The sequence below is a fragment of the Rudaea sp. genome (assembly GCF_036560865.1).
GTDB lineage: Bacteria > Pseudomonadota > Gammaproteobacteria > Xanthomonadales > Rhodanobacteraceae > Rudaea.
The window spans coordinates 1-16,406 of record NZ_DATBQK010000027.1 but is presented as its reverse complement, the minus strand read 5'-3'; the positions used below and the strand labels follow the sequence as shown (position 1 = coordinate 16,406).

Annotated in this window: 13 protein-coding genes; 8 read left to right on the top strand and 5 right to left on the bottom strand. The window is 62.7% G+C overall.

Annotated elements, in window-relative coordinates; genetic code table 11:
* Positions 1-162 precede the first annotated feature (162 nt).
* The 5 genes from VIE67_RS03310 (at position 163) to lpxC (ending at position 5,881) form a co-directional block, all read left to right on the top strand.
* On the top strand, positions 163-1,179 hold the full coding sequence (locus tag VIE67_RS03310; protein ID WP_332023247.1) for a D-alanine--D-alanine ligase: 1,017 nt from the start codon (positions 163-165) through the stop codon (positions 1,177-1,179).
* Entirely contained in the window at positions 1,176-2,003 is an 828-nt protein-coding gene (locus VIE67_RS03305) for a cell division protein FtsQ/DivIB (RefSeq protein WP_332023245.1), read from the top strand. Before VIE67_RS03310 ends, VIE67_RS03305 begins: the two co-directional genes overlap by 4 nt.
* Positions 2,000-3,238 carry a cell division protein FtsA gene (gene ftsA, locus VIE67_RS03300; RefSeq protein ID WP_332023243.1) on the top strand — a complete coding sequence of 413 codons (1,239 nt, stop codon included), beginning with the start codon at positions 2,000-2,002 and terminating at the stop codon, positions 3,236-3,238. The genes VIE67_RS03305 and ftsA overlap by 4 nt, the downstream gene beginning before the upstream one ends.
* A 288-nt stretch (positions 3,239-3,526) precedes the next feature.
* Positions 3,527-4,717 (top strand): cell division protein FtsZ, encoded by a 1,191-nt coding sequence (gene ftsZ / locus VIE67_RS03295; protein ID WP_332023242.1) that lies wholly within the window; start codon positions 3,527-3,529, stop codon positions 4,715-4,717.
* A gap of 252 nt (positions 4,718-4,969) precedes the next feature.
* Positions 4,970-5,881, top strand: a complete 912-nt coding sequence (gene lpxC, locus VIE67_RS03290; protein ID WP_332023240.1) for a UDP-3-O-acyl-N-acetylglucosamine deacetylase — start codon at positions 4,970-4,972, stop codon at positions 5,879-5,881.
* A gap of 112 nt (positions 5,882-5,993) precedes the next feature.
* Here the strand turns inward: lpxC and VIE67_RS03285 are convergent, their stop codons facing one another.
* Positions 5,994-6,446 (bottom strand): DciA family protein, encoded by a 453-nt coding sequence (locus tag VIE67_RS03285; protein WP_332023238.1) that lies wholly within the window; start codon positions 6,444-6,446, stop codon positions 5,994-5,996.
* A gap of 68 nt (positions 6,447-6,514) precedes the next feature.
* Between VIE67_RS03285 and VIE67_RS03280 the strand changes: the two genes are divergently transcribed.
* From VIE67_RS03280 to VIE67_RS03270, 3 genes are all read left to right on the top strand, one after another.
* On the top strand, positions 6,515-7,456 hold the full coding sequence (locus VIE67_RS03280; RefSeq protein ID WP_332023236.1) for a M23 family metallopeptidase: 942 nt from the start codon (positions 6,515-6,517) through the stop codon (positions 7,454-7,456).
* A 150-nt stretch (positions 7,457-7,606) separates the two neighbouring features.
* A complete protein-coding gene (secA, locus tag VIE67_RS03275) occupies positions 7,607-10,348 on the top strand; it encodes a preprotein translocase subunit SecA (protein WP_332023234.1) in 2,742 nt (913 codons plus the stop codon).
* Between the two features lie 135 nt (positions 10,349-10,483).
* Complete coding sequence (locus VIE67_RS03270; RefSeq protein ID WP_332023232.1) at positions 10,484-11,422, top strand: Nudix family hydrolase; 939 nt, start codon at positions 10,484-10,486, stop codon at positions 11,420-11,422.
* Positions 11,423-11,434: 12 nt separating this feature from the next.
* Here VIE67_RS03270 and coaE read toward each other — a convergent pair whose 3' ends face one another.
* The 4 genes from coaE to pilB are packed head-to-tail and all read right to left on the bottom strand — an operon-like array spanning position 11,435 to position 15,965.
* Positions 11,435-12,052: a dephospho-CoA kinase gene (gene coaE / locus VIE67_RS03265; RefSeq protein ID WP_332023249.1), complete on the bottom strand. Its 618-nt coding sequence runs from the start codon at positions 12,050-12,052 to the stop codon at positions 11,435-11,437.
* Between the two features lie 20 nt (positions 12,053-12,072).
* Positions 12,073-12,939 (bottom strand): prepilin peptidase, encoded by an 867-nt coding sequence (locus VIE67_RS03260; RefSeq protein WP_332023230.1) that lies wholly within the window; start codon positions 12,937-12,939, stop codon positions 12,073-12,075.
* 24 nt (positions 12,940-12,963) lie between these two features.
* The gene (locus tag VIE67_RS03255) at positions 12,964-14,247 is read right to left on the bottom strand and encodes a type II secretion system F family protein (protein ID WP_332023228.1); all 1,284 of its coding nucleotides are present in this window, start codon (positions 14,245-14,247) and stop codon (positions 12,964-12,966) included.
* 5 nt (positions 14,248-14,252) lie between these two features.
* Positions 14,253-15,965: a type IV-A pilus assembly ATPase PilB gene (pilB, locus tag VIE67_RS03250; RefSeq protein ID WP_332023226.1), complete on the bottom strand. Its 1,713-nt coding sequence runs from the start codon at positions 15,963-15,965 to the stop codon at positions 14,253-14,255.
* Positions 15,966-16,406: the final 441 nt, after the last annotated feature.

Below are 16,406 nucleotides of genomic sequence, written 5' to 3'. Positions count from 1 at the left end.
GATCGAGCATCCGCGCCAGCTGAAAAGCGTGCTGCCGCCGCTGCTGCGCGACGGCGATCTGCTGCTGGTGATGGGCGCGGGGAATATCGGCGTCGCGGCGAACGAACTGGCCGCGGCGGGCAGGTTGAAAATTGGAAAATCTGGCCCGGGAAGGAATGGATGATGCGCATCGCTGACGCCAGGCAATTCGGTCGGGTCGCGGTCGCGATGGGCGGCAGCAGCGCGGAGCGTGAAGTGTCGCTCGATTCCGGCCGCAACGTACTGGCCGCGCTGCGCGCGCGCGGTGTCGATGCGCATCCGATCGACGGCATCCCGGCGCTGCTCGACGCGTTGCGCGCGGGTCATTTCGCGCGCGTGTTCAATATCCTGCACGGCCGTGGCGGCGAAGACGGTGTGCTGCAGGGCGCGCTCGATTCGTTGCGCGTGCCCTACACCGGTTCGCGCGTGCTCGGCTCGGCGCTGTCGATGGACAAGGAAAAAACGAAGCGGGTGTGGCAAAGCCTACGCTTGCCGACTCCTATGTTCGGCGTGCTCAATGCGCGCGACGGTGCGCGTGAACGTACTGCGGAATTCGCCGAGGCCACGATCAGGAAAATCATCGAAACGATACCGTTGCCGCTGATCGTCAAACCGGTGCATGAAGGGTCCAGCGTGGGCATCACGCGCGTTCGCTCGCAAGGCGATTTTGCGGAAGCCTTCGCATTGGCCGCGCGCTACGACGGTGAATTGCTGGTCGAAAAATTGATTGAAGGCGATGAATACACCGTCGGCATCCTGCAAGGGCAGGCGCTGCCGTCGATCCGCATCGTTCCGGCCGGTGAGTTCTACGACTACCACGCCAAGTACGTGGCCGACGATACGAAATACATCTGTCCGGGGCTGAACGAAGCGGGCGAAACTGCGATCCGCCAACTCTCGCTCACCGCGTTCGAGTCGATCGGATGCAGCGGTTGGGGCCGCGTCGATCTGATGCGCAATGCAGCGGGCGAATTCTTCCTGCTCGAAGTCAATACCACACCCGGCATGACCAGCCATTCGCTGGTGCCGAAAGCCGCACGTGCGGTCGGCATCGAGTTCGAGGAACTGTGCTGGCGGATTCTGGAGACCAGTCTGGAGCGCGACGTCGCCCAGCCCTCAGCCCTCGGCCCTCAGCCCTCTGACGCGGAGCGGCAGCCATGAACCGCCGCATCCTCAAACTCTTTGCCTGGGCGATCGCGCTGACCTTGGTCGTGCTGCCGGTGGTGGGCGTGCTCAACGGCTGGTTCGCCTCGCAGCGCTGGCCGATCCGCAATCTGCAGGTGGAGGCGGAGTTCAATCACGTCGGCGCCGAACAGATTCGCGCCGCGGCGAGAAATTATCTCGGCACCGGGTTCTTCGCGATCAAGCTCGACGACATACGCGCCGCGGTGGAAACGCTGCCCTGGGTCGAACATGTCGAAGTGCGCAAGCGCTGGCCGGACACGATCGAGATGCGCGTGCTCGAGCAGCAGCCGTTCGCGCGCTGGGGCGACAAACGCCTGGTCGGACGCAACGGTTCCCTGTTCGCCGCGTCTGGTGCCGAGTCGATCCAGGGCTTGCCGCAACTCGACGGCCCGGACGATGCGCTCGCCGACGTGGTCGCCTTCTACAACAGGACGCTGCTCACGCTGACTGGCAGCGGTCTGGCGCTGGCCGGCGTGAGCATGAGCGCGCGCGGCAGTTGGAAGCTCAGCCTCGTCGACGGCTCCGAAGTGATGCTCGGCCAGCACGATATCGACGCGCATCTGCAACGCTTCCTCGATGTGTTTCCGCGCCTCGCCGCCGGGCGTGGCATCAACACGTTTGCGCGCGCCGACCTGCGCTATGCGAATGGCTTCGCGATCCGCTGGCCAGTGGTCGTGCCCACGGCGCCCGCCAGCGACAAACCCGGCAGCGACAAGCCTCCTCCGGACAAATCCGGTTCCGCGCCGCCCGCGGGCGCGCGTACCGCCGACGCAAACGCTTTCGACAAGAGACATGCATGAAAAGCAAAGGTGAAAAATCCCTGATCGTCGGCTTGGACGTCGGCACCTCGAAAGTGGTCGCCATCGTCGGTGAATACACGCCCGGCGAACCGGTCGAGGTGATCGGCATCGGCTCGCATGCCTCGCATGGACTCAAGCGCGGCGTCGTGGTCGATATCGAATCCACAGTGCAATCGATCCAACGGGCCGTAGAGGAAGCCGAACTGATGGCCGGTTGCGAGATCCGTTCGGTGTATGCGGGCATTTCCGGCAGCCATATCCTCGGGCGCAACTCGCACGGCACCGCGCCGATCCGCGATCGCGAGGTGACCCTTGCCGATATCGATCACGTGCTCGACGCGGCCTGTGCCGTGGCGATCCCGGCCGATCAGCGCGTGCTCTACAAGGAGCCGCAAGAATTCGTGATCGACGGGCAGGAGGACATCCGCCATCCGATCGGCATGAGCGGCGTGCGCCTGGAAGCGAACGTGCATATCGTCACCGGCGCGGTCAGTGCGGCGCAGAACATCACCAAGTGCGTGAACCGCTGCGGCCTGCAGGTCGACGATCTGATTCCGACGGCGATTGCGTCGAGCAAGGCGATCCTCGTGCAGGACGAGCGCGAACTCGGCGTCTGCCTCGTCGATATCGGCGCGGGCACCACGGATATTTCGATTTTCACCCAGGGCGCGATTCGCCACACCGCCTCGCTGCCGATCGGCGGCGACCAGGTGACCAACGACATCGCGCAGGGTTTCCGCACGCCGACCGCGCATGCCGAGGAAATCAAGGTCAGGTACGCCTGCGCGCTGGCCCAGCTTGCGCACGCGGAGGAAACGATCCAGGTGCCGAGCGTCGGCGACCGGCCGCCGCGCCGACTCGCGCGCCAGACGCTGGCCGAATGGGTGCAGCCGCGCTACGAGGAATTGTTCGGCATGGTGCAGGCCGAGCTGCGCCGCTCGGGCTACGAAAGCCTGGTCGCGGCCGGCATCGTGCTCACCGGCGGCGGCGCCAAGATGGAAGGTGTGATCGAACTTGCCGAAGAAGTGTTCCATTTGCCCGTGCGCGTGGGTTTGCCGCAGCACGTGACCGGCCTGGCCGACGTGGTCAGCAACCCGATCCACGCCAGCGGCGTGGGCCTGCTGCTTTACGGCAGCAAGCAGGACGGCTCGCCGCGTGGTTCGCTCGCATCCGCCGGCGGCAGCGTCGGCAGCCTGTGGGGCAAGGTGAAGCATTGGGTCAAGGGGGAGTTTTGATAGGCGAGAGCTGAGGGCTGAGGGCTGAGCGCTGAAGAGCGTAAAGGCCGCCGCTTTTGATCCCCAGCCCTCAGCGCTCGTCCCTCAGCCCTGAAGGGGCACCTTCTCCCGAGGGGAGAAGGAAAGAAAAAGCAGTGCGCAGGATGCGTGCTGCGGATCCGAAACGGATCCGACAAGGTCGCGGCTGGGCATGTGCCTGTCCGCCGCAACATGCCATCGCGGCGAGGAATGCAGCGTGGTGTTCGATAACTACAGCAAGCGATAACTGACTAGCGGAGGTAAGGGAACATGTTTGAACTCGTCGAAAAACTCGCACCCAATGCGGTGATCAAGGTAATCGGTGTCGGCGGTGGCGGCGGCAATGCAGTCAGCCACATGGTTAATTCTCACATCGAAGGGGTGGACTTCGTCTGCGCCAATACCGATGCGCAGGCGCTCAAGCAGAGCGGCGCCAAACTCACGCTGCAACTTGGCAGTAATGTGACCAAGGGCCTCGGCGCGGGCGCGAATCCCGAGGTCGGCCGCCAGGCCGCGCTCGAGGATCGCGAGCGCATCGTGGAACTGCTCACGGGCGCCGATATGGTGTTCATCACCTGCGGCATGGGTGGCGGCACCGGTACCGGTGCGGCGCCGGTGGTGGCGCAGTTGGCCAAGGAGCTGGGCATCCTGACCGTGGCCGTGGTGACCAAGCCGTTTCCGTTCGAAGGCCGCCGGCGCATGCAGGTGGCGATGAAGGGTATCGAGGATCTGCAGCAATATGTCGACTCGCTGATCACCGTGCCCAACGAAAAACTGCTCAGCGTGCTCGGCCATGAAGTCACCCTGCTGTCCGCATTCAAGTCGGCCAACGATGTACTCCTCGGCGCGGTGCAGGGCATTGCCGATCTGATCACGCGTCCGGGTCTGATCAACGTCGACTTTGCCGATGTGCGCACCGTAATGAGCGAAATGGGCATGGCAATGATGGGCACCGGCATCGCGCGCGGCGACGATCGGGCGGTGGCGGCGGCGGAGGCGGCGATCAACAACCCGTTGCTCGAGGACGTGAACCTGTCCGGCGCCTGCGGCATTCTGGTCAACGTCACCGCGGGTCCGAACCTGACCATGCGCGAGTTCGACGAAATCGGCCAGGTCGTGCACCAGTTCGCCTCGGAAGATGCGACCGTCGTGATCGGCACTGCGCTCGATCAGGAGCTGCAGGACAATGTGCGCGTGACCGTGGTCGCGACCGGTTTGAACCGTGCCGCGATGCGCCAGACCACGCGCCGTGAGGAGCCGATGATCGCAACGCGGCCGCGGCTGGTAGCGCGCACCGGCACCGACAATATGCCGATCGACGACTACATCCAGCCGGTGCAGCGTGGTGGTGCGTCGCGTATTGCGGTCGGCGAGGCAGCCAAGGCGGCTGCCACGGCGGGGCCGGAGACGCAGGTGGACTATCTGGATATCCCGGCGTTCTTGCGACGTCAGGCGGACTGATTCCCAAGCGGTTCGCGCTGGTCAGTCCTGGGTTGCGCGGCGGCACAGCCGCGCAACGCATCGTTGTCTTAAGGTGCGCAATGCGCCCGTTGTAATCGTGCGCGTGGGCCTTGATTGGCGGATAATATGGGCCGCCATGTTGCACATTTACAACAGCTGTTGGTTCCTTACCTCGTTTTACTTCTCTCGGCAAAGACCCTGTGTTAGAGTTCATGCCGTTTTGTCCGCTCCTGCCCCAGGGGTTCAAAAAAAATGATCAAACAACGTACGCTCAAGAACGTGATCCGGGCGACGGGTGTTGGTCTCCATACGGGCGAAAAGGTTTACATGACGCTGCGTCCTGCGGCTGTCGACACCGGCATTATTTTTCGCCGCGTGGACCTTGCGCAGCCGGTGGAGATTCGCTCCCGCAGTGAAAATATCGGCGACACGCGCCTTTCCAGCACCCTCGTCCAGGGTGGCGTGCGCATCGCAACCATCGAACATCTGCTTTCGGCGTTTGCCGGTCTGGGCATCGACAATGCGTATGTCGACCTGTCCGCACCCGAAGTGCCGATCATGGATGGCAGCGCCGGCCCCTTCGTGTTCCTGCTGCAGTCGGCGGGTATCGAAGAGCAGGCCGCAGCCAAGCGTTTCATCCGAATCAAGAAGCAGGTCACAGTTCGCGAAGGCGACAAGTGGGCGCGCTTTGAGCCGTTCGACGGCTTCAAGGTCGGCTTCTCGATCGACTTCGACCATCCGATTTTCACCCGCCGCACGTCCAGTGCCGAAATCGACTTTTCCACGACCTCGTTCGTCAAGGAAGTCAGCCGCGCACGCACGTTCGGCTTCATGCGCGACATCGAAATGCTGCGCGAGAAGAATCTCGCGCTCGGCGGCTCGATGGACAACGCGATCGTGCTCGACGACTACCGCGTGCTCAATGAGGACGGCCTGCGTTACGAGGACGAGTTCGTCAAGCACAAGATCCTCGATGCGATCGGCGACCTGTACCTGCTCGGCCACAGCCTGATCGGCGCGTTCTTCGGTCACAAGTCGGGCCACGAACTCAACAACAAGCTGTTGCGCGCGCTGATGGCCGACGCCAAGGCGTGGGAAGAAGTCAGCTTCGAGGATCAGGCCAAGGCGCCGATCTCGTACGCGCATCCGGCACAGGCGATGTAACAGAACAAGACGGCCGTCGTGGAATCGACGGCCGTTTGCTTTCACGCTGCAGGCGATTCTTGGCAGCGCAAGGAAAGGGCTCGGGGAGACCGAACCGGGCAAGGGACGCAAATCATTCGGCAAGGGATGCCAGGCGTAAATAAACGGCCCGTAATTCCGGGTCGGCAAAGGACCGAGCCGCCGCCCGCAAATGTTCGGCGCTGGCTTTGGAAAGAGGCTTACGTTTTGCCGGCTCCGGGGGAGCAGGGGGCAGAGGTGCCACTTTCACGGTGAATTTCTCGATCGGCAGGCCCGAAGTCACCCGGGCTTGGGCGATGATCGCGTTCTGGTAAAGACGCAATTTCGTTGCCCAGGTCGAGGAACTCGCCAGAAAGACGATCCGCCCGGCTTGTACCGTTGCCAGTCGACACTGGCGGCGCAATGCATCCGGCAGCGGTTGGCGCAGTTGACGATCGAGCGCATTGAGCGCCCGCGCGCGTGCCACGAGCGCGGCGACGGGAGCGGTTTCACCGACGGATTTTGCGGTGAGGCCGGCTTTTTTTGCTGATCGATCGGGTGACTGCATGGCGAAAACCCAAGGCGATTCCCGAAGCGTCATGCTTCGAGAGTGCCTTTCAGAGAATATGCGAACCGATGAAACTCATTATCGTCGCAAAACCCAACGCGACACCGGCCACGCTGGATTTGCAGCACTGGCACGTGCGCGGCAAGATCGGCGGCATTATCGCCGCTTGCGCAATTTTATGCATGGGCGTCGGCTTTGTCGCCGCCCGGCATTTCGCCAGTTCGCGCAACGTTGCGCTGCATGATGTCGCCGCGATGCGTGACACGATTGCCCAGCAGCAGCAGACCCTGGCGCAGTTCGAATCGTCCTCGCGCCGCGACATGGACGCGCTTGCGCTCCAGTTGGGTTCGCTGCAGGCGCAGGCGACGCGGCTCAATGCGCTGGGCCAGCGCCTGACCCAGGTCGGCAAGCTCGAAGACGGCGAGTTCGACTTCACCAAAGCCCCCGCACTCGGCGGCGCGGAAGATGCCGGCGCTGCCCCGCATCCGCTGGACTTCGACCTCGCCGGCAATATCGCCGGTCTGCGCGACCAGTTTGCGCAACAGGAAACCCAGCTGTCGGTGCTTGAAAGCCTGCTGCTCGATCGCAAGTTGCAAAGTGCGCTGGTACCGACCGGCTATCCGGTGGCCAACAGCTACATCGGCTCGGGTTTCGGCGAGCGCGTCGATCCGATCAACGGCGAGCAGGAAAACCATCTGGGACTGGATTTCGACGCCGAGGCGGGCAGCAATATCAAGGCGGTCGCCGGTGGCGTGGTGGTCTGGTCGGGCCCACGGCCCGGTTACGGCACCGTCGTCGAGATCGATCACGGCAACGGTTACATGACGCGCTATGCGCATAACCAGCAGAATCTGGTCAGCGTCGGCCAGCGCGTCGAATTCGGCCAGGTCATCGCCAAGGTGGGATCCACCGGTCGTTCCACCGGTCCGCACTGCCACTTCGAGGTCTGGCTCAATGGCCGTGCCCTGAATCCGTATCGCTTTGTGCACGGCGTCCCGAAGCGGGTTTGATCTTCCCGGCGGCGGCCTTGAAAGGCGCGCCTCGCGCCCAAATCCCCTATAATGCGCACAGGCCGCCGTGGTTAAGGCGGCCTTCCTGTTTCAGCCGTTGCCGCGCGCCGGCCTGCTCCACCTACTCATCGACGATCAGACTCATAACTCATGTTCAATCGCATCCTGACCGGTATTTTCGGCAGTCGTAACGAGCGTCTGCTCAGGCAGATGGGCAAGACGGTAGCAAAGATCAACGCCCTGGAGCCCGGCTTGCAAGCGTTGTCCGATGCGGATCTGCGCGCACGTACCGATACGCTGAAACAGCGCGTCGCTGCCGGCGAAACCGTCGATGAACTCCTGCCCGATGCGTTCGCCACGGTGCGCGAGGCCTCGCGCCGCGTGCTCGGCCTGCGTCACTACGATGTGCAGCTGATCGGCGGCATGGTGCTGCATTCCGGACGCATTGCCGAGATGCGCACCGGCGAAGGCAAGACCCTGGTCGCGACGCTGCCGGTATACCTGAATGCACTGGCGGGCAAGGGCGTGCATGTCGTCACCGTGAACGATTACCTCGCGCGCCGTGACGCGGCGTGGATGGGAAAAGTATACAATTTCCTCGGCCTCACGGTCGGCGTCGTCTATCCGGGCATGGATCATGGCGACAAGAGCCAGGCCTACACCGCCGACATCACCTACGGCACCAACAACGAATACGGCTTCGACTACCTGCGCGACAACATGGCGCTGGCGAAAGAGCAGCGTTATCAGCGCGGCCTGCATTACGCGATCGTCGACGAGGTCGATTCGATCCTGATCGACGAGGCGCGCACGCCGCTGATCATCTCCGGACCCTCGGACGATTCGCCGCAGCTCTACGCACGCATCAATCGCATTGTGCCCAAGCTCACGCGCCAGGAAAAGGAAGACAGCCCCGGCGATTTCTTCGTCGACGAAAAGCAAAAGCAGGTGCATCTGTCCGAGGAGGGCATGGTGCACGCCGAGGAAGTGCTGCGCGCGGATGGCCTCATCGGTGCGGACGAAGCCTTGTACGACGCCAAGCATCTGGCCGTCGTGCATCATCTGAACGCCGCGCTGCGCGCCAACGCGTTGTATCGACGCGATCAGGAATACATCGTGCGCGACGGCGAAGTGATCATCGTCGACGAGTTCACCGGTCGTACGCTCGCCGGGCGGCGTTGGTCGGACGGCCTGCATCAGGCGGTCGAGGCGAAGGAAGGCGTGCCGATTCAGCGCGAGAATCAGACGCTGGCCTCGATCACGTTCCAGAACTACTTCCGCATGTACGCCAAGCTCGCCGGCATGACCGGCACCGCCGACACCGAGGCGTACGAGTTCCAGCAGATCTACGGACTCGAAGTCGTGGTGATCCCGACCCACCAGCCGATGGTGCGCAAGGACAACCAGGATGTCATCTTCCTCAAGCAGAACTACAAGTTCGAGGCGGTGATCGAGGACATCAAGGATTGCCACGCGCGCGCGCAGCCGGTGCTCGTCGGCACGACCTCGATCGAAACCTCGGAGCTGCTGTCGAATTTGTTGAAGAAGGAAAACGTCACGCACGAAGTGCTGAATGCGAAACAGCACGAGCGCGAGGCGCAGATCGTCGCTCAGGCCGGACGTCCGGCCGCAGTGACGATCGCGACCAACATGGCCGGTCGCGGTACCGACATCGTGCTCGGCGGCTCGCTCGAATCCGAGCTGGCCGGCCTGCCGGCAGAGACCAGCGACGCCGAACGCGACGCGCATCGCATCGAGTGGCAGCAGCGCCACGATGCCGTGGTCGCAGCGGGTGGCCTGCACATCATCGGCACCGAGCGTCACGAATCGCGGCGCATCGACAACCAGTTACGCGGCCGCTCCGGGCGCCAGGGCGATCCGGGCTCGAGCCGCTTCTATCTGTCGCTCGAAGACACGCTGATGCGCATCTTCGCGCCGGACTGGGTCACGCGCTGGATGCAGCTGTTCGGCATGAAGGAACACGAGGCGCTCGAGGACAAGATGATCACGCGTGTCATCGAAAAGTCGCAGCGCAAGGTCGAAGCGCACAACTTCGATATCCGCAAGAACCTGCTTGAGTTCGACGACACCTCGAACGACCAGCGCAAGGTGATCTACGAGCAGCGCAACGAGCTGCTCGATTCGGACAACGTCAGCGAAAACATCGCCAACATTCGTTACGACGTGCTCAGCGAACTTGTGCGCCGCTTCGTGCCGGCGGACAGCGTCGACGAGCAGTGGGATCTTGCCGGCCTTGATCGCGCGATCGAAACCGACTACGGAAACAAGCTCGACCTGAAACACTGGGCGGAGTCCCAGCACGACCTCGATGCCGAAGATTTGCGCGAACACGCGATCGCGGAGGTCGAGCGTTTTTTCCGCGAGAAGGAAACGCAGTACGGCTCGGAGATCATGCGCGCGGCGGAAAAATTCTTCCTGCTGCAAGTGCTCGACCAGCACTGGAAAGAGCATCTTGCGAGCATGGATTATCTGCGTCAGGGCATCTACCTGCGCGGCTATGCGCAGAAGCAGCCCAAGCAGGAATACAAGCGCGAGGCGTTCATGCTGTTCCAGTCTATGCTCGAGCGCGTCAAGGCCGAAGTGATCCAGCGCCTTGCGCAGATCCGCATCCGCAGCGAATCCGAGGTCGCCGAGCTGGAGGAACAGCAGCGCCGCGATCAGGAGCGGCGTGCGCTCGAGTTCCAGCATGCCGAAGCCGCCGCACTCGCGCAGCCTGCCGCGGGCGCCGCGCCGGACTATGCCGACACTGCGCCGCGGCCACCGCTGGTGCAGACGCCGGTGCAGCGCGACCAACCCAAGATCGGGCGCAACGATCCCTGTCCCTGCGGTTCGGGCAAGAAGTACAAGCAGTGCCACGGGCGTTTGGCCTGATTTTCAGCACTACACCTCTCTCCTTGTGGGAGAGGTCGACACGCGAAGCGTGTCGGGAGAGGGTTCGGCGGTGAAGCGGCCGTTGGCTTCGACTCACCCTCTCCCCAACCCCTCTCCCATCAAGGGAGAGGGGCCGTGATTCACGTCGTCGCCGGTATCCTGATTGACCCGCAAGGCCGCGTGCTCGTCACCCAACGCCCGCACGGCAAGCATCTGGCAGGCGCCTGGGAATTCCCGGGCGGCAAGATCGAGCCCGGCGAGACGGCGCCCGCTGCGCTGCGCCGCGAACTGCGCGAAGAGCTCGGCGTCGAGATCGGCGCGATCGAGCCGCTGATCGGCGTGCCCTGGCAGTATCCACAGAAATCCATTTTCCTCGACGCATACCAGGTGCTCGATTATTCCGGTACACCGCAGGGACGCGAGGGCCAGGCGCTGGATTGGCGCTCGGCCGACGATCTGCGCGGATTGAACATGCCGCCACCCGACCGGCCTATCGTCAGCGCGCTGCGCCTGCCACCGTTTTACGCGATCACGCCGGAGCCGGGCGATGACGATGCGGCATTCCTTGAACGTATCGATCAGACGCTGGCGAGCGGGGCATCGCTCCTGCAGCTGCGCGCAAAACACCTGTCGCGTGATCGCTTGCGCGCGCTCGCGCGCGAGACGCAGGCGCGTGCCGGCGCATCGGGTGCACGCGTGCTGCTGAACGGGAATCTGGACATCGCCCTCGAACTCGGGTTAGACGGCGTGCATTTGCCGGCTGCAGAACTGTTGCAGCTCAAGGAGCGGCCGATTGGACGCGAGCGCTGGTTAGCGGGCTCCTGTCACGATGCACACGAACTGGCGCACGCCGCCGCAATCGGGGTTGACTTCGTCGTACTCGGCGCAGTGCGGGCGACGCAGAGTCACCCCGAAAGCGCGCCGCTTGGCTGGACCAGTTTCGCGGAGCTATGCGCTGCGGCGCCGCTTCCGGTCTATGCACTCGGCGGTCTGGCGCGCGAGGATCTCGATGCCGCAAGGGCGGCTGGTGCGCAAGGGATTGCCGGGATTTCAGGGTTTCTCGCGGTGCCCTGACGCACCCTCAAATTATACTTTACGTTTTCTTGCCGACAGCGTGAGATAAAGCCGATCCAGCCGCTCGACTGCATCGATCAGCAGTTCTGCAACACCGCTGTTGTCGATGACATCGTCGGCCAGAGCGAGACGCTGTTCGCGTGTTGCCTGGACTGTCAGAGACCGTTCCGCCAGCGCAGCGGTCATGCCATCGCGTTGCATGAGTCGCGCAAGTTGTTCCGCGCGGGGCAGGTCGACGACAAGCACACGATCGACCCAGTCGTAGGCATGCTGCGACTCGGCGAGCAGCGGAATCACCAGCAGGCAGTACGGCGCCGTGCAGCCGCCAGCGCGTGCGAGCAGTTCACTGCGCACGCGCGGATGCAGAATTGCTTCGAGCCGCCGCCGCTCGGCGTCGCTCGCGAGCACGCGCTCGCGCATGTGCCGGCGATCGAGTTCCCCTGTTTGGGTAAGCATTTCACGACCGAAAGCGGCCGTGATTTCCGCGAGTGCCGGTTGTCCCCGCGCAACCAGTTCGCGCGCGACGATATCGGCGTCGATGATCGCCGCACCTCGTTCGGCAAAACGGTTCGCCACCGTGGTCTTGCCCGTGGCGATGCCGCCGGTCAGGGCGATGGTCAACGCGGCAATAGCAGGAGCCGCAGGTGAGTTCACACAAAGCCGAACAGGTGCTGGTACAGCGACAAAATCTGTTCACCGAATAAAAGCTGCACCCAACCCGCGGCGGCGAGAAACGGGCCAAACGGAATCGGCGTTGCGCGATCGCGGCCCTGAATCGCAAGAAAAGTACCACCGACTATGGCGCCGATCAGCGAGGCCAGCAGCACGATCGGCAGCAGCGCCAGCGGCCCCATCCAGGCGCCGAGCGCGCCGAGCAGTTTGAAATCGCCGTAGCCCATGCCTTCTTTGTCGGTAGCTAGCTTGAACAGCCAGTAGACCGACCACAGGCTCAGGTAGCCGATCGCTGCGCCGAGTATGCTCGCTTCGCTGGCGACGAACAGGGGCAGTAATGCGATAAGCAGACCAAGCCAGAGCAGCGGCAAGGTCAATTGATCGGGCAGCAATTGCGTGTGCAGGTCGATGCCGCCTAGCGCGATCAGTGTCCAGGTGAACAGCAATCCTGCGCCGGCCTGCCAGGTAAAGCCGAATTTCCAGACGATCAAAGCCGAGCTTATGCAGGAGAGCAATTCCACCAGCGGATATTGGACGGAGATACGCGCGCCACAATGTCGACAGCGCCCGCGTAGGGCGAGCCAACTCAGCAATGGAATATTTTCCAGCGCGCCAAGCTTATGTTTGCATTGAGGACAATGGGAAGGTTCCCAAACAATACTTGGCGGTGGCGCAGCGGGTTCTGCGGCATCGAGTTCCAGCATCTCGCGGCTCTGCTCGCGCCACGCGTGCATGAGCCGCGCCGGCAGGCGCAGGATAACGACATTGAGAAAGCTGCCGACGACGAGGCCGAACACCGCGGCAAGCGCGATTGCCACGCCCGGAATCGCAACGAAATCGAGCATGCGCGATGGCGGTCTGCGCGCGCCTTAGCCGACCACGGCGGCGAGTTTGAAAATCGGCAGGTACATGGCGACGACCAAGCCGCCCACAATCACACCGATCACGACCATGATGAACGGCTCGAGCAGCGATGCCAGCGCATCGACAGCGTTGTTGACTTCCTGCTCATAGAACTCGGCGATCTTGAACAGCATCGCATCGAGCGAGCCGGCCTCTTCGCCGATCGCGACCATCTGCACGACCATGTTCGGAAACAGATTGGCCTGGCGCATCGCGAAGTTCAGCTGGTGACCGACGGCAACGTCTTCGCGGATGCGTTTAACCGCGTCGTTGTAAATTGGGCTGCCCGTAGCGGTCGACACCGAATCGAGTGCTTCGACCAGTGGCACGCCGGCCTTGAAGGTAACGCCGAGTGTGCGTGCAAAACGCGCAATCGCGGACTGGTGCAGGATCTGCCCGACGACCGGCAGCTTGAGCACCGCGCGCCCGCAAAAATGCGCGAATGCCGGCGAGCGCTTGTACGCGAAAATCAGCGCGGCAATGAAACCAATGATGGCGATGAGCAAGATAAACCAATGCCTGACCATGAAGCGCGATGCATTCATGATCATCTGGGTGAACGCGGGCAACTGCGCGCCCATGTTGTTGAACACCGCTTCGAACTGCGGCACCACGAAGATCAAAAGAATGGCCGAGACCAGGATCGCGACCGCGAGCACGACGGTCGGATAGAACATTGCCTTCTTGATCTTGCTCTTGAGGGCCTCGATGTTTTCCTTGTAGGTGGCCACGGTATCGAGGACGGTGTCGAGCACACCGGCCGTTTCGCCGGCCTTCACGAGGTTGCAGAAGAGTTCGTCGAACTGCACTGGATGCTTGGCCAACGATTCCGCGAGCGACGAGCCGCCTTCGATATTGGTCTTGATATCGATCAGCATATTCTTCATGCGCGGGTTGGTCTGACCGCCCGCGATGATGTCGAAGGCCTGCACCATCGGCACACCGGCTGCGATCATGACCGAAATCTGGCGGCTGAACACGGCGATATCGCGAGGCTTGACTCTGCTCCCGGCTGAGCCAAACAGCGGTTTCGCCTTCAGGCGCACCGAGGTTGGATTGATGCCCTGACGGCGCAATTCCGCTTTGACCAGAATTTCAGATTTGGCTTCGTGCACGCCTTTGAGCTTGACTCCGCGCTTGTCGGTGCCGACCCAGTTGAAGACCTTCAGCTGGTTGACTTGTGCGCGCGTGCGACCGACCTGAGCGGCGGTCGAGGGGGTTCGGCGGGTGGCGGTGGTAGCAGTGGCCATCTCGATTAGTCCTTGGTGACGCGATTGATTTCGGCGAGGCTGGTCATGCCATTTTTCACTTTCAGCAAGGCGGAAGCGCGCAGATCGCGAACGCCGGCCGCACGCGCGGCTTCTGCAATCTTCAGTGCGTTGCCGCCGGCGAGTACGATCTGCGCAATCGGATCGCTGAGCGGCATGGTCTGGTAGATGCCGGTGCGCCCCTTGTAACCGTCGTTGCAGCTTGCGCAGCCTAGCGCATCGTAGAGCTTCAAGTCTGCGATCTCGCTCTCGCTAAAGCCCTCGGCGAGCAAGGCTGTGGGGGGGAGAAATAACGGCTTTTTGCACTCGTGCAGGCGCCGGACAAGGCGTTGCGCTATGACCAAGGTCACCGAGGATGTGATGTTGTACGGCGCGATACCCATGTTCATCAGGCGCGTAATGCTTTGCGGTGCATCGTTGGTATGCAGGGTGGAAAGCACCATGTGACCGGTCTGTGCGGCCTTGATCGCGATTTCGGCGGTTTCCACATCGCGGATTTCGCCGACCATGATCACGTCCGGATCCTGGCGCAGGAACGCACGCAGCGCCGCGGCGAAGGTCATGCCGCGTTTGACGTTCTGCTGTACCTGGTTGATCCCCGACAGCCGGATTTCGACCGGGTCTTCCACCGTGGAAATATTGCGCCCCTCGATGTTGAGAATATTCAGCGCCGTATACAGCGATACTGTTTTGCCGGAGCCGGTAGGACCGGTCACGATGACCATGCCGTAAGGCTTCTGGATCGCTTCCAGGAACAGTTGCTTCTGATCCTCCTCGTAGCCGAGTTTCTCGATGCCCAGGCGCGCGGCCGCCGCATCGAGGATACGCAGCACGACCTTCTCGCCGAACAGCGTCGGACAGGTGCTGACGCGAAAGTCAATCGCGCGACTCTTGGACAAGTTGAGTTTGATGCGCCCGTCCTGCGGCACGCGCCGCTCGGCGATGTCCAGCCCGGACATCACCTTCAGGCGCGAGGAAATGCGCGGCGTCAGCTTGACCGGCGGCGACGCTACGGCACGCAGGATGCCGTCCATGCGGAAGCGCACGCGGTAGTAGGATTCGTAAGGTTCGAAATGGACATCCGAGGCGCCGCGCTTGATCGCGTCGACCAGCACCTTGTTGACGAACTTGACGATCGGCGTGTCTTCCTTGGTCGCGTCGTAGCCGCCTTCCTCGCCCTCGACATCGCCAAGATCGGCGGTACTCAGACTGTCGAGTGCGCCGTCCTCCATCATATCGTCGATCGGCACGCCGGAGACGTTGAACGCCTGTTCGATCAGGATGTCGAGCTGCTGCGCGTCGATCAGGATGGGCTCGACCGCCGTGTTCGACTGGAACTTGATTTCGTCGAGCGCGCGCAGATGGGTCGGATCGGCCACCCCCACGAACAATCGGTTGCCGCGCTTGAACAGCGGCAGGGTCTTGTGCTGGGTGATGATTTCCTCGTTGACGAGGCGGATCGGCAACTGCGTCACATCGAGCGCATCGGCATCGAGCAACGGCACGCCAAACTCTTCCGAAGCGGCGCGGGCCAGCTGCTGGCTGGTGGCCAAACCGCGCTCGAGCAGCAGGGTGGCGGCCGGAATGCGCTGGCGCATTGCGGTTTCCTGCACCGTGCGCGCATCGGTTTCGGCGACGATGCCCTGCGCGACCAGACGGCGGGTTACGCCGGTCAGTCCTGCAAACGCAGGTGCAGCCATCAAGGTTGCCATCGAATCCCCGAGTATGTACGCGAAATCACTTGTAAATGTACCGCAAAACCGCGCGGGAGTGTACATCGCCGTGCCATTGTGAATGGTTTCACGTTCAGGTATCTGGCACCATCGCGAAGTAGCCGTTACGCTTGTGCACGGATTGTTCAGATCGGCTGAATCACATAGAGTTGGTGTTATGTTCGTGAGTATCTTTACGTAGTCGTCGCGCCGAGGCAGCAATACACGAATCGCTCTTTAGCCCCTCCCCCTCGACGGGGGAGGGGTTGGGGAGAGGGTGACGCCTGCGCAGCAGGCGCCTGCTGTGTCTACCCCTCTCCCGCCGCGCTGCGCGCGTCGACCCCGGATCAAGTCCGGGGCAGGCTCTCTCCCGCGTGGGAGAGGTGGACAAATGGTCGGCAAGCGAATCGCTCTTTAGCCCCTCCCCCT

Excerpts from the sequence above, each read along its gene's own strand:
- secA (WP_332023234.1), top strand. The coding sequence starts at position 7,607 with ATGTTCAATCGCATCCTGACCGGTATTTTCGGCAGTCGTAACGAGCGT.
- VIE67_RS03255 (WP_332023228.1), bottom strand. The coding sequence starts at position 14,247 with ATGGCCACTGCTACCACCGCCACCCGCCGAACCCCCTCGACCGCCGCT.
- VIE67_RS03280 (WP_332023236.1), top strand. The coding sequence starts at position 6,515 with ATGAAACTCATTATCGTCGCAAAACCCAACGCGACACCGGCCACGCTG.
- VIE67_RS03310 (WP_332023247.1), top strand. The coding sequence starts at position 163 with ATGCGCATCGCTGACGCCAGGCAATTCGGTCGGGTCGCGGTCGCGATG.
- ftsA (WP_332023243.1), top strand. The coding sequence starts at position 2,000 with ATGAAAAGCAAAGGTGAAAAATCCCTGATCGTCGGCTTGGACGTCGGC.
- VIE67_RS03285 (WP_332023238.1), bottom strand. The coding sequence starts at position 6,446 with ATGCAGTCACCCGATCGATCAGCAAAAAAAGCCGGCCTCACCGCAAAA.
- VIE67_RS03305 (WP_332023245.1), top strand. The coding sequence starts at position 1,176 with ATGAACCGCCGCATCCTCAAACTCTTTGCCTGGGCGATCGCGCTGACC.
- pilB (WP_332023226.1), bottom strand. The coding sequence starts at position 15,965 with ATGGCTGCACCTGCGTTTGCAGGACTGACCGGCGTAACCCGCCGTCTG.
- lpxC (WP_332023240.1), top strand. The coding sequence starts at position 4,970 with ATGATCAAACAACGTACGCTCAAGAACGTGATCCGGGCGACGGGTGTT.
- ftsZ (WP_332023242.1), top strand. The coding sequence starts at position 3,527 with ATGTTTGAACTCGTCGAAAAACTCGCACCCAATGCGGTGATCAAGGTA.
- VIE67_RS03260 (WP_332023230.1), bottom strand. The coding sequence starts at position 12,939 with ATGCTCGATTTCGTTGCGATTCCGGGCGTGGCAATCGCGCTTGCCGCG.